The organism is Pseudomonas fluorescens (assembly GCF_001708445.1).
Taxonomy (GTDB): Bacteria; Pseudomonadota; Gammaproteobacteria; order Pseudomonadales; family Pseudomonadaceae; genus Aquipseudomonas; species Aquipseudomonas gorinensis.
In genome coordinates this window covers 4060537-4073223 of record NZ_CP015637.1, presented here as the reverse complement: position 1 = coordinate 4073223, position 12687 = coordinate 4060537, and the positions used below count along the sequence as shown (strand labels likewise).

The following is a 12687-nucleotide window of genomic DNA, read 5'->3' as shown; positions in this document are numbered from 1 at the left end:
CCCCTCCCACATTGACTGCAATCCTGCCGATAGGCCGAGCCGTACAACTGAATCGAGGCACCCCATGACCTGGCAACCCCACATCACCGTCGCCACCATCGTCGAAGACAACGGCCGCTTCCTGATGGTCGAAGAACTCAAGAACGGGCGTGCCGTGCTCAACCAGCCCGCCGGCCACCTCGACCCGCATGAAACCCTGACCGAAGCCGCCGTGCGCGAAACCCTCGAAGAAACCGGCTGGGACGTGGAAGCCACCGGCGTCGTCGGTATCTACCTGTACACCGCCCCCAGCAATGGCGTGACCTACCAGCGGGTCTGCTTTACCGCCAAGGCGCTGAAACACTACCCGGACTATCAACTCGACGAGGGCATCGTGCGCGCCCGCTGGCTGACGCGCGACGAGCTGATAGCCTTGCGCGACGACTGGCGCAGCGAGCTGATCATCCGCTGTATCGACGATTATCTGGCCGGTCAGCGCCACAGTCTCGAATTGATCCGCCCTTCTCTTTAGCCTTGCAGGCGCGAGCCTGCTAGAATCGCGTCCTTTTTAAAGACACCCGTTGAAATCCTATGCGTGATCCAGCCCCTTCTGACACACAAAAGAAGCGCGTCATCGTCGGTATGTCCGGCGGCGTGGATTCTTCCGTTTCCGCCGTTCTGCTCATGGAGCAGGGCTATGAGGTGGAAGGCCTGTTCATGAAGAACTGGGAAGAAGACGATGGAACGGAATATTGCACCGCCATGGACGACCTGGCGGATGCCCAGGCCGTGTGCGACAAAATCGGTATAAAGCTGCACACCGCCAACTTCGCCGCCGAGTACTGGGACAATGTGTTCGAGCACTTCCTGGCCGAATACAAGGCCGGTCGTACGCCGAACCCGGACATCCTGTGTAACCGCGAGATCAAGTTCAAGGCGTTCCTCGACTACGCCATGATGCTCGGCGCCGACCTGATTGCAACTGGCCACTACGTGCGCCGTCGCGATATCGATGGCCGCACCGAACTGCTCAAGGGCCTGGACCCGAACAAGGACCAGAGCTACTTCCTGCACGCCGTCGGCGGCGAACAGATCGCCAAGACCCTGTTCCCGGTCGGCGAGCTGGAGAAACCCGAAGTGCGCCGGATCGCCGAGCAACACGGCCTGGCCACGGCCAAGAAGAAGGACTCCACCGGGATCTGCTTTATTGGCGAGCGCCGCTTCAGTGACTTCCTCAAGCAGTACCTGCCGGCACAACCGGGCGAGATCAAGACCACCGACGGCGAGGTCATCGGCCGCCACCACGGCCTGATGTACCACACCATCGGGCAGCGCCAGGGCCTGGGCATCGGCGGCTTGAAAGACGCCGGTGAAGAACCCTGGTACGTACTGATCAAGGACCTGGAGCACAACGTACTGGTTGTTGGACAGGGCAATGAACACCCGCTGCTGTTCTCCCGCGCCCTGCTGGCGTCGGAGATCTATTGGGTCAACCCGATCGACCTGAGCACCCCGCGTCGCCTGACCGCCAAGGTGCGCTATCGCCAGAGCGACCAACCCTGCACCCTGGAAAAAACCGCCAGCGGTTACCGTGCCACCTTCGATGACCCGCAACGCGCGGTCACACCTGGCCAGTCCGTAGTGTTCTACGACGGGGAGATTTGCCTGGGGGGCGGCGTGATCGAAATCGCCGAACCCTGGAGCACCCCGGCATGAGCCCGACCCAGGAGCAACTGACGGCACTCGGCGGTGTATTCCTCGCCGCGGTGCTGGTGGACAAGATCGCCAAGACCGGCCAGGTCACCGAAGCGGGCCTGACCTGCATGCTCGGCAGCCTGCTGATCCGCGACCCCAAGGACACCCTGGAAGTCTACGGCGGCGACGACCTGGCCCTGCGCGAAGGTTACCGCGCGCTGATCGGCGCACTCGAGCGTGACCCGAGCACCTTGCAACGTGAGCCGCTGCGCTATGCCTTGTCGATGCTCGGTCTCGAGCGCCAACTGGCCAAGCGCGACGACCTGCTCGAGACCATTGGCAAACGCCTGCCGCAGATTCAATCCCAGGTGGAACACTTCGGCCCAGCCCACGAAAACGTGATCGCCGCCGTGGGTGCGCTGTACCAGGACACCTTGAGCACCTTGCGCCAGCGGATCCAGGTCCACGGCGACATGCGCAACCTGCAACAACCGAACAACGCCTCGAAAATCCGCGCGCTGCTCCTGGCCGGTATTCGTTCGGCGCGGTTGTGGCGCCAGTTGGGCGGTCATCGTTGGCAGCTGGTCATCAGCCGTCGCAAATTGCTCAAAGAGCTTTACCCGTTGATGCGCAACGAATAAGTCGTACCAACGGGCCCTTTTCAAGCCGTTACGCGTAATACGCCGGTCAGTTGGCAACGGACCGGCGGATTTTTTCATGTATGATACGCGCCCCATTTCGTTGCCCGACTGTCCGAGAACACCCCATGCAGCTCTCTTCGCTCACTGCGGTTTCCCCTGTTGACGGCCGCTACGCCGGCAAAACCCAGGCCCTGCGCCCTATTTTCAGCGAATACGGCCTGATCCGTGCTCGTGTACTGGTTGAAGTGCGCTGGCTCCAGCGCCTGGCCGCTCACCCCGCCATCAGCGAAGTGCCGGCGTTCTCCGCCGAAGCCAACGCCGTGCTCAACACCCTGGCGGAAAACTTCTCCCTGGAACACGCTGAGCGTGTCAAAGAGATCGAGCGCACCACCAACCACGACGTAAAAGCCATCGAGTACCTGCTCAAGGAACAGGCGGCCAAGCTGCCGGAACTGGCCCAGGTCAGCGAGTTCATCCACTTTGCCTGCACCAGCGAGGACATCAACAACCTGTCCCATGCCCTGATGCTGCGCGAAGGCCGTGATGACGTCATGCTGCCGCTGATGCGCCAGACCGCCGAAGCTATCCGCGAACTGGCGATCCGTTTCGCCGCCGTGCCGATGCTATCGCGCACCCACGGCCAGCCGGCGTCGCCGACCACCCTGGGCAAAGAACTGGCCAACGTGGTGTACCGCCTGGAACGTCAGATCGCACAGGTCGCCGCCGTGCCATTACTGGGCAAGATCAACGGCGCTGTCGGCAACTACAACGCGCACCTGTCGGCCTACCCCGAGATCGACTGGGAAGCCAATGCCCGCGCCTTCATCGAAGACGAGCTGGGCCTGGGCTTCAACCCGTACACGACGCAGATCGAACCGCACGACTACATCGCCGAGCTGTTCGACGCCATTGCACGCTTCAACACCATCCTGATCGACTTCGATCGCGATATCTGGGGCTACATCTCCCTGGGCTACTTCAAGCAGCGCACTATTGCCGGCGAAATCGGTTCGTCGACCATGCCGCACAAGGTCAACCCGATCGACTTCGAAAACTCCGAAGGCAACCTCGGCATCGCCAACGCCCTGTTCCAGCACCTGGCCAGCAAGTTGCCGATCTCCCGCTGGCAGCGCGACCTGACCGACTCCACCGTACTGCGCAACCTCGGCGTCGGCTTTGCCCACAGCGTGATCGCGTACGAAGCCAGCCTCAAAGGCATCAGCAAGCTTGAGCTCAACGAGCAGAAGATCGCCGCTGACCTGGACGCTTGCTGGGAAGTGCTGGCCGAGCCGATCCAGACCGTGATGCGCCGCTATAACATCGAAAACCCGTACGAGAAGCTCAAAGAGTTGACGCGTGGCAAGGGCATCAGCCCTGAAGCGCTGCAAACTTTCATCGACGGCCTGGACATGCCAGCCGCTGCCAAGGCCGAGCTGAAACTGCTCACCCCGGCCAACTACATCGGCAACGCCGTGGCCCAAGCCAAACGCATCTGATTACCGCAAGACCCCTGAGACGCCCGGCCGCGCCGGGCGTTTTTATTCCAGTCTGAAAAGTGCTTTTTTTCAATAGGTTACACATGAATCCTGATATCCCTCTTCAACTTCTGGGCGGCATCACGGCACGGGAGTTCCTGCGCGACTACTGGCAGAAAAAACCCCTGCTGATCCGCCAGGCCATCCCTGACTTCGAAAGCCCGATCGACGCCGACGAACTGGCCGGCCTCGCCTTGGAAGAGGAAGTCGAGTCGCGCCTGGTGATCGAGCATGGCGAACGCCCATGGGAGCTACGTCGCGGTCCGTTCGCCGAAGACACCTTCAGCACCCTGCCTGAGCGCGAGTGGACCCTGCTGGTACAAGCGGTCGACCAGTTCGTGCCGGAAGTGGCCGATCTGCTGGAGCAGTTCCGCTTCCTGCCGAGCTGGCGCATCGACGACGTGATGATCAGTTTCGCTGCGCCGGGCGGCAGCGTGGGTCCACACTTCGACAACTACGATGTGTTCCTGCTGCAAGCCCAGGGCAAGCGCAACTGGAAGATCGGCCAAATGTGCAGCTCCGAAAGCCCGCTGCTGCAACACGCCGACCTGCGCATCCTCGCCGAATTCGAAGAAAGCGCCGAATGGGTACTGGAACCGGGCGACATGCTCTATCTGCCGCCACGCCTGGCACACTTCGGTATCGCTGAAGATGACTGCATGACCTACTCGGTAGGTTTCCGTGCACCGAGCGCCGCTGAAGTCCTGACCCACTTCACCGACTTCCTCAGCCAGTACCTGACCGACGAAGAGCGCTACACCGACGCCGATGCCCAACCAGCCGGCGACCCGCACCAGATCCAGAGCGACGCCCTGGACCGTCTCAAGAGCCTGCTGGCCGAGCACATGAGCGACGAGCGCATGCTGCTGACCTGGTTTGGCCAGTTCATGACCGAGCCGCGCTACCCGGAACTGGTTACCGGACCGGAAGACCTGTCGGAAGAAGACGTGGTGAGCAGCCTGGAAGACGGCGCCGTGCTGATTCGCAACCCGAGCGCGCGCCTGGCCTGGTCGGAAGTGGACGACGACCTGCTGCTGTTCGCCAGCGGCCAGAGTCGCTACCTGCCGGGCAAACTGCGCGAGCTGCTGAAGCTGATCTGCGCCGCCGACGCGCTGCACATCGAGAACCTCAGCCCATGGCTGGCGGACGAAGATGGCCGCGACCTGTTGTGCGAACTGGTCAAACAAGGAAGCCTGGGGTTTGCCGATGAATAAAATTCACGTAAGTGTCGCGGACTGGCAAAAGGATATCGCCGAGATTCGGCGCATTCGTGAAGCGGTATTTATCGCCGAACAATCGGTCCCACCAGAACTGGAGTGGGACGCAGACGACGCAGATGCAGTGCATTTCCTCGCATACGAGGGCGACTTCCCGATTGGCACCGCTCGCCTGCTGCCCAGCGGCGAGATCGGTCGCGTGTCGGTCCTCAAGGACTGGCGCGGGCTGAAGGTCGGCGACAAGCTGATGGAAGCCGTGATTGGCGAGGCCGAGAAACGCGGCCAGACCAAACAGTTCCTTAGCGCGCAGGTCTATGCGGCACCGTTCTATGAGCGACTGGGCTTCAAGATCACCAGCGAGGAATTCCTGGAAGTCGGGATTCCGCATGTCGACATGGTGCGCGGGGACGCCGCGTTCATTCAGGAAACACGCGTTATCGTTGACGTTTTTCGCGAGCAAGCTCGCTCCTACAGAAGGCGATGTAGGCTTAACTGACTGGCGTTCGGGCTTGCCCCCTTCCACATTTTGAAGTGTTGCTTTAACCGCGCAGGGCCTTAAGTTTGGCGAGCACCCCTTCCGCCGTCTGCTCGCCCATCAACTGCTCACGCACCTTGCCCTTGTCATCGATGATGTACGTCACCGGCAACGCCTCGCTGCGCGGAATATCGAAGATCCCATCCGGGTTCTGCGCCAGCACCGTGAACTTGATGCCCAGCTTGTCACTGGCTTCCTTCAGTTCCGCACCCTGCACATTGTCGAAATTGACCCCGAACACGCCGACGTTCTGCCCTTTCAATTGTTCTGACAAGGCGTTGAGCTCCGGAATTTCAGTACGGCAAGGGCCACACCATTCCGCCCAGTAATTGACCACCAACCATTGCTTGTCCAGGCGCTCGGCCGCAACCTTCTGGCCGTACTGGTCAACGCCATAGTCATTGCCGCAGCCGCTGAGCAGCAGGGTTGTGATGATCGCCAATGCACCGATCAGTCGCCTTGTCATGGGGTAATCCTTCGCAAAAATGAACGTTCACTGCGACCTATCGCCTCTTACGGTTTAAGGACGGGCCGCAGCGCAGGTAGAATACCCGCCACCTTACGCAAGATGCGACCCGCACATGACCGATCTGACGCTTTATCACAACCCGCGCTGCTCGAAATCCCGCGGTGCGCTCGAACTGCTCGAAGCGCGCGGCCTTGCCCCCACCGTCGTGCGCTACCTCGAAACCCCGCTGGACGCCACACAATTGAAGGCCCTGCTGGCCAAGCTGGGCGTCAGCGCACGTCAATTGCTGCGCACCGGCGAAGATGAATACAAGGCCCTGAACCTGGCGGATGCCAGCCTGACTGAAGCCCAGTTGATCGCCGCCATTGCCGCGCATCCAAAGTTGATGGAGCGCCCGATCCTGGAAACCGCCGACAAGGCCATCATCGGCCGCCCGCCAGAGAACGTGCTGGAGATCCTGCCGTGACGGCGCCGTATGTGCTGGTGTTGTATTACAGCCGCAATGGCTCGGTCAGCGAAATGGCCCGGCATATTGCCCGAGGCATCGAGTTGGGCGGACTGGAAGCGCGCTTGCGCACCGTGCCAGCCATCTCCACCGAATGCGAAGCCGTGGCGCCGAGCATTCCCGATGAAGGCGCACTCTATGCGAGCCTGGATGACCTCAAGCACTGCTCGGGCCTGGCGCTGGGCAGCCCGACACGCTTCGGCAACATGGCCGCACCGTTGAAATACTTTATCGACAGCACCAGCAACCTGTGGCTCACCGGCGCCCTGGTCGGCAAGCCGGCGGGTGTATTCACCTCCACCGCCAGCCTGCACGGTGGCCAGGAGACCACGCTGATGTCGATGCTGCTACCGCTGCTGCACCACGGCATGCTGATCACCGGCCTGCCTTACAGCGAACAGGCACTGCTCGACACCCAGGGCGGCGGTACGCCTTATGGCGCCAGCCACCACGCCGGGCCCGACGGCAAGCGCCTGCTCGACCCCCATGAAATTGCGCTGTGCAAGGCCCTTGGCCTGCGCCTGGCAAAAACCGCGGCACTGTTGGAGAACGGCCGTGGCCAGGAAGCCTAAGGTCCTGCCCCCACAGGCGTGGCTCGAACCGCGGGTCAAGGTCGCGCGCGCCCTGAGCCTGTTGGCGTTTTTCGGGTTGGTGGGGTTGCTGTGCATTTACTACCTGTTCGTGGCCGACCTGCATGGCGCACGCCCATGGGTGATCCTGCTGATCGAACTGGTGCCGCTGCTGGTACTGGCGCCGGGAATGCTCATCGGCAGCGCTCGCGGGCATTCGTGGATGTGCTTCGTGGTGAATTTGTATTTCATCAAGGGCGCGCTGGCGGCGTATGACCCGAACCGCCAGTGGTTCGGCGTTCTGGAAATGCTGGCGAGCCTGGCGCTGTTTTGTACGGCGCTGCTGTATGTGCGTTGGCGGCACCAACTGAATCGCCGGCTGGCCGAGTAACGCGGGGCAAGCGGGCTTGTGGTGGCGAGCGGGCTTGCCCTAATGCCGTTCAGTTAAGGCTTTTTTGTAGGAGCGAGCTTGCTCGCGAAAAACTCACAGGCGCCACATCGCCTTCTGTAGGAGCGAGCTTGCTCGCGAAAAACGTCAACGATAACGCGTGTTTCCTGAATGAACGCGGCGTTTGTGAGTTTTTCGCGAGCAAGCTCGCTCCTACAAAAAGCCTTAACTGACTAGCGTTCGGGCTTGCCCCCTCCCACATTTGGATCCCATCAATCCATAGATTGGGGGTTCAACCCTCTTCGAGCCACAGGCGAATGGGCTTGCCTTCGGCCGGCCAGAAGCGGGTCTGTTCGATCGGCGAGGTATCCCAGCGCTCGACGCCTTGCAGGGCCTGGAAGAAGCGGTGTTCCTGCTCCATCAATGCCTCGGCGCAGAGTTTGCGGGTGCTGCCGAGCTTGCCGAAGCTGAGCTTGTCGCCCTTGACGGTGTACGGCGCGAACCAATGGTTGCAGCCGCCGTTGCCATAGGCACGGCCGTCAGATCCCAGGGTGACGGTGAGGTGGGCGTAATCCATCAGCGGCCGCTCGCCAATCCATTCCACCACGTAGCTGTGATCCTGCTTGAGCTTGGCCGTGTCGCCGGCGCAGCCTGTCAATGCCGTACCGAGGACGGCGAGCAGAAGCGGGCCTTTCATTGCGCAGCCTGCTGGCATTTCGGGCAGCGGTGTTTGTCGCCTTCGTGGGTCCAGCCTAACTCGGCAATGCGCGCGTTGGCGGCCGGCTGCAGCGGCTCCTTGGTCAGCTTGGTTTCCACCGCGAATTCAAACTCCAGCACAGCGTCGCAGCTGTCGCAGTTGACCTTCCAGGTGTGAATCTCCAGCTCGCCGAATTTCGGCCCCTGGGCCATGGCAACCCATTGGCCCGCCGGGCGGATGGAGTAGCGCGCATCACCTTCGACGGTGAGGCGCATCGACAGGGTTTTACTGCCGCGCAGGGTGACGATCAGTACGTCGCCATGCTTGATCGAGCCCCCGTTGCCGGTGACCTGGTAACGGCCCGGCACCAAGGCGCGGCATTCGATCAGGGTGTGTTGCGGGCTCAGCAAGCTGAAGCGGAAATCGTGTTCGGCCATGGATCCTCCAAATAGGCGCGGCATCCTATCACGGGTGCCGCTCGATCATGAGCCGGGTATGTGACCGCTGATCATCCCTCGACCAGGTTTTGTGCCCGGCCGTCGGCCCATGCCGCGATATTGGCCAGGGTGGTGCCGGCGATCGCTGCCAGCGCTTCACGGGTGAGGAAGGCCTGGTGCGCGGTGATGATTACATTGGGGAAGGTCAGCAGGCGGGCGAGGACGTCGTCCTGCAAGGGCAGGTCCGAGCGGTCCTCGAAAAACAGTTGGGCTTCTTCCTCGTACACGTCCAGCCCCAGATAGCCGAGTTGGCCCTCCTTGAGCGCTTCGATCAGCGCCGGGGTGTCCACCAGGCCGCCTCGTCCGGTATTGATCAGCATCGCACCGGGTTGCATCTGCGACAGGGAACGGGCGTTGATCAGGTGTTTGCTGTCGGCTGTCAGCGGGCAATGCAGGCTGATGATCTGCGCCTGGGCCAGCAGCTCGGGCAGGCTCACATAGCGAGCGCCAAGAGCCAGGACGTGGGGGTTAGGGAAGGGGTCGTAGGCCAGCAGTGTGCAGCCGAAACCGGCCATGATTTTGGCGAACGTCGCGCCGATCTGCCCGGTGCCGACCACGCCCACCGTCTTGCCCACCAGATCGAAGCCCGTCAGGCCGTGCAGGCTGAAATCGCCGTCGCGGGTGCGGTTGTAAGCGCGGTGCAGGCGGCGGTTGAGGGCAAGGATCAATGCCACGGCGTGTTCGGCCACGGCGTGAGGCGAGTAGGCGGGGACGCGCACGATGGTCAGCCCCAGGCGTTTGGCGGCGGCCAGGTCGACATGGTTATAGCCGGCCGAACGCAGGGCGATCAGGCGCGTGCCGCCGCGGGCCAAATGTTCCAGCACCGGGGCGCTGAGATCGTCGTTGATGAAGGCGCAGACCACTTCGTGGTGTTCGGCCAGGGCGACGGTGTCGAGGTTGAGGCGGGCCGGCTGGAATTGCAGTTCCAGGCCCGCGGGCAAGGGCTCACCGAGAAAACTGTCGCGGTCGTAGGCCTGGCTGCTGAAAAGGATGATGCGCATTGAATAGCTCCCTGCATTAAGGTGGATCAGACACTGACCCGCGCTTCACTGGCCAGTCGTGCAATGGCCATGTCCAGTTCGTCCAGCGCGGCCACGGCCTTGGCATCGTCCTGCTTGAGCAGGGTTTCGGCACGTTGGCAGGCAGCACGCAGTTGCGGCACGCCGCAGTAGCGCGTGGCGCCATGCAGGCGGTGGACGCGCTCGATCAAGGCATGGTTGTCGTTGGCCTCGCGGGCAACGGTGATGGCCAGGCGGTCGGCTTCCAGGGATGCCAGCAGCATCGCGAGCATGTCCGCCGCCAAGTCAGTCTTGCCGGCGGCCAGGCGCAAGCCTTCCTCGTGATCGAGCACCAGCAGTTGCACGCCGGGCCCCAGATTGTCGGACGAGCGCTCCGGCCCCTGGTTGCGCAGGGCCAGGCCGGTCCACTTCAACACCACCTGGGCCAGTTGCCGCTCGCTGATCGGCTTGGTCAGGTAGTCGTCCATACCGCTTTGCAGCAGGGCGCGTTTTTCATTGGCCATGGCGTGGGCCGTGAGGGCCACCACCGGCAGGGGCGTGCCATTGCGCTCGCTTTCCCATTGGCGAATCGCCTCGGTGCTCTGGCGACCATCCATGCCCGGCATTTGGACGTCCATCAATACCAGGTCGAAGGTTTCCTGCTTGACCGCCTCGATGGCCGCGTAACCGCTTTCTACCGCCTGGACCTTGGCACCCATGTCTTCCAGCAGGGTTTGCACCAGCAACAGGTTGGCCGGATTGTCGTCCACGCATAACACACGAGGTGCGCGGCTGGACAACGGCTCGCCCGGCTCGCTACGCGATGGGCGTGGGCTGATCAGGTCGGCCAGCGCGCGGCGCAGCTTGCGCGTACAGGCCGGCTTGGCCTGCAACTGGCTGTTAGGGTTGGGCACCGACTGGTTGAATAGCATTTGCTCGGTGGTCGGGCACAGCACCAGGACTTTGCAGCCCAGGTGTTCGAGGTCCCACAGGTGCTGGTTGAGACGCTCGGGCGGAATGTCATTGGCGGTGACGCCGAGCACGGCGAGGTCGATCGCCTGTTCGGTCTGGTGGGCGCTGGTGATGCCGTTGGTCAAGCTTTCCAGGGTATTGAACGGGGTGACTTCCAGGCCGCAGTCTTCCAATTGATGTTGCAGGGCCTGGCGCGCCAGTTCGTGGTTTTCCAGGACCGCCACGCGATGGCCGAGCAACGGCGCACAGGGCAGGTCTTCGACATCATCGCGGGTCTTGGGCAGGTTCAGGCTGATCCAGAACTCCGAGCCTTCGCCCGGTGTGCTGTCTACACCGATTTCACCGCCCATCTGCTCGATCAGGCGCTTGGAGATCACCAGGCCCAGGCCGGTGCCGCCGGGCTGGCGCGACAGTGAGTTGTCCGCCTGGCTGAACGCCTGGAACAGTGCGCGCACATCCTGGTTGGACAAGCCAATACCGGTGTCCTGCACGCTGATGCGCAGTTGCACGCTGTCTTCCTGTTCGTCCTCGATCATCGCGCGGGCAACGATGGTGCCTTCACGGGTGAACTTGATCGCATTGCTGATCAGGTTGGTCAGGATCTGCTTGAGGCGCAGCGGGTCGCCGACCAGCGCCAGCGGGGTGTCGCGGTACACCAGGCTCACCAATTCCAACTGCTTGGCATGGGCGGCAGGGGCGAGGATGGTCAGGGTGTCTTGCAGCAGGTCGCGCAGGTTGAAGGGCACGCTGTCGAGGACCAGCTTGCCGGCCTCGATTTTCGAGAAGTCGAGGATTTCGTTGATGATGCCCAACAGGTTGTCGGCAGATTTTTCGATGGTGCCCAGGTAGTCCAACTGGCGTGGGGTCAGTTCGCTTTTTTGCAGCAGGTGGGTGAAACCGAGGATGCCGTTGAGCGGGGTACGGATTTCATGGCTCATATTGGCCAGGAACTCCGACTTGATACGGCTGGCCTCCAGGGCTTCCTTGCGTGCCAGGTCCAGCTCGATGTTCTGGATCTCGATGGTTTCCAGGTTTTGGCGCACGTCTTCGGTCGCCTGGTCGATGCTGTGCTGCAATTCTTCCTGGGCGTTCTGCAGGGTCTCGGCCATGCGGTTGATGCCTGAGGCGAGCTGGTCCAGCTCCTGGCTGCCCAGCGGCGGCAGGCGCGTTTCCAGGTTGCCGTCCTTGAGCTGGGCGACGGCTTGTTTGATCTGGCCAATCGGCGAGTTGATGGTACGACTGATACGCAGCGCCAGGGCGGCAGTGCAGATCAAGCCGATAGCGATCAACAGCAGGCTGGCGAACAGGCTGCGATAGCCACGCAGCAACATGCCGTTGTGGGACAGTTCCACCTCGACCCAGCCCAGCAGGCGGTCGGATTCATCGGGGATCAGGTCGCCCGCCAGGTTGCGATGACGGCCAAACACCGGCAGCAGATAGCGGGTGGCGTCGTTGCCGGTGCGCTGCAACAGGTGGGAACTGTTGCCGGTCGGCGGCTGGTTGAGCATGGTCGGGCCGGCGTGGGCCAGGGACACGCGATCCGGCGCTAAGAAGGACACGGCGCGTACGTCGGGCTGTTCCAGGGATTGGGTGGCGATGCGTTCCAGCAGGTCGGTGTTCTTGTTGCTTAGGGCCGGCGCGACCAGCGGTGCCAACTGTTCGGCGATCATTTCGCCGCGTTGCAGTAATTGGGTTTGCAGCTCAGAAAGTTGCATCCAGGTGAAATAGCCCCCCAGCAACAAGGCCATCAGGCTGGTCGGTAACAAGGTCAGCAACAGTACGCGGCCTTTTATCCCCATTCTTCTAAGCACGCCACTCTCCTGCTTCCACACTGAAATCAATTGTCCCGCGCGGGCATCCGGCCCGCGCCACGTGCGCAGTGTAGCCATTTGCGCGGCCTGGAATCTTGCAAATTAATGATACATCGCAGTCTTCAGGCCATTTCGCGCCGCTCGGCGATTGCCTGGGGCGGGGTAATCTTGAATAATTA

Annotated in this window: 13 protein-coding genes and 1 pseudogene; 9 read left to right on the top strand and 5 right to left on the bottom strand. The window is 62.1% G+C overall.

Annotated elements, in window-relative coordinates; translation table 11 throughout:
* Positions 1 to 64: 64 nt before the first annotated feature.
* The 6 genes and pseudogenes from A7317_RS17945 to A7317_RS17920 form a co-directional block, all read left to right on the top strand.
* Positions 65 to 511, top strand: a complete 447-nt coding sequence (locus A7317_RS17945; RefSeq protein ID WP_024076168.1) for an NUDIX hydrolase — start codon at positions 65 to 67, stop codon at positions 509 to 511.
* A gap of 59 nt (positions 512 to 570) precedes the next feature.
* Positions 571 to 1695, top strand: coding sequence for a tRNA 2-thiouridine(34) synthase MnmA (gene mnmA, locus A7317_RS17940; RefSeq protein ID WP_024076169.1), 1125 nt, complete (start codon positions 571 to 573; stop codon positions 1693 to 1695).
* The gene (hflD, locus tag A7317_RS17935; protein WP_024076170.1) at positions 1692 to 2315 is read left to right on the top strand and encodes a high frequency lysogenization protein HflD; all 624 of its coding nucleotides are present in this window, start codon (positions 1692 to 1694) and stop codon (positions 2313 to 2315) included. Before mnmA ends, hflD begins: the two co-directional genes overlap by 4 nt.
* A 125-nt stretch (positions 2316 to 2440) precedes the next feature.
* A complete protein-coding gene (gene purB / locus A7317_RS17930) occupies positions 2441 to 3811 on the top strand; it encodes an adenylosuccinate lyase (RefSeq protein ID WP_024076171.1) in 1371 nt (456 codons plus the stop codon).
* An 83-nt stretch (positions 3812 to 3894) separates the two neighbouring features.
* Complete coding sequence (locus A7317_RS17925) at positions 3895 to 5064, top strand: cupin domain-containing protein (RefSeq protein ID WP_024076172.1); 1170 nt, start codon at positions 3895 to 3897, stop codon at positions 5062 to 5064.
* Positions 5057 to 5470 (top strand): annotated as a pseudogene (locus A7317_RS17920) (GNAT family N-acetyltransferase); the annotation flags it as partial. The gene A7317_RS17925 and the pseudogene A7317_RS17920, both read left to right, overlap by 8 nt.
* 136 nt (positions 5471 to 5606) lie before the next feature.
* Here A7317_RS17920 and A7317_RS17915 read toward each other — a convergent pair.
* On the bottom strand, positions 5607 to 6068 hold the full coding sequence (locus A7317_RS17915) for a TlpA disulfide reductase family protein (RefSeq protein WP_024076141.1): 462 nt from the start codon (positions 6066 to 6068) through the stop codon (positions 5607 to 5609).
* Positions 6069 to 6183: 115 nt separating this feature from the next.
* Here A7317_RS17915 and arsC point away from each other — a divergent pair, with 115 nt between their 5' ends.
* The 3 genes from arsC to A7317_RS17900 are packed head-to-tail and all read left to right on the top strand — an operon-like array spanning position 6184 to position 7536.
* The gene (arsC, locus tag A7317_RS17910; RefSeq protein ID WP_024076142.1) at positions 6184 to 6537 is read left to right on the top strand and encodes an arsenate reductase (glutaredoxin); all 354 of its coding nucleotides are present in this window, start codon (positions 6184 to 6186) and stop codon (positions 6535 to 6537) included.
* Positions 6534 to 7148: an NAD(P)H:quinone oxidoreductase gene (wrbA, locus tag A7317_RS17905; protein ID WP_024076143.1), complete on the top strand. Its 615-nt coding sequence runs from the start codon at positions 6534 to 6536 to the stop codon at positions 7146 to 7148. Before arsC ends, wrbA begins: the two co-directional genes overlap by 4 nt.
* Entirely contained in the window at positions 7132 to 7536 is a 405-nt protein-coding gene (locus tag A7317_RS17900; protein WP_024076144.1) for a DUF2069 domain-containing protein, read from the top strand. Before wrbA ends, A7317_RS17900 begins: the two co-directional genes overlap by 17 nt.
* 289 nt (positions 7537 to 7825) lie before the next feature.
* On the opposite strand, the gene A7317_RS17895 is transcribed toward A7317_RS17900, so the two are convergent.
* The 4 genes from A7317_RS17895 to A7317_RS17880 all read right to left on the bottom strand — a co-directional run bounded on the left by A7317_RS17895 (position 7826) and on the right by A7317_RS17880 (position 12508).
* The gene (locus A7317_RS17895) at positions 7826 to 8230 is read right to left on the bottom strand and encodes an META domain-containing protein (protein WP_024076140.1); all 405 of its coding nucleotides are present in this window, start codon (positions 8228 to 8230) and stop codon (positions 7826 to 7828) included.
* On the bottom strand, positions 8227 to 8667 hold the full coding sequence (locus tag A7317_RS17890) for a hypothetical protein (RefSeq protein WP_024076139.1): 441 nt from the start codon (positions 8665 to 8667) through the stop codon (positions 8227 to 8229). The genes A7317_RS17895 and A7317_RS17890 overlap by 4 nt, the downstream gene beginning before the upstream one ends.
* 71 nt (positions 8668 to 8738) lie before the next feature.
* Positions 8739 to 9728: a 2-hydroxyacid dehydrogenase gene (locus A7317_RS17885; RefSeq protein ID WP_069076501.1), complete on the bottom strand. Its 990-nt coding sequence runs from the start codon at positions 9726 to 9728 to the stop codon at positions 8739 to 8741.
* Between the two features lie 26 nt (positions 9729 to 9754).
* Positions 9755 to 12508, bottom strand: a complete 2754-nt coding sequence (locus tag A7317_RS17880; RefSeq protein ID WP_069076500.1) for a response regulator — start codon at positions 12506 to 12508, stop codon at positions 9755 to 9757.
* Positions 12509 to 12687: the final 179 nt, after the last annotated feature.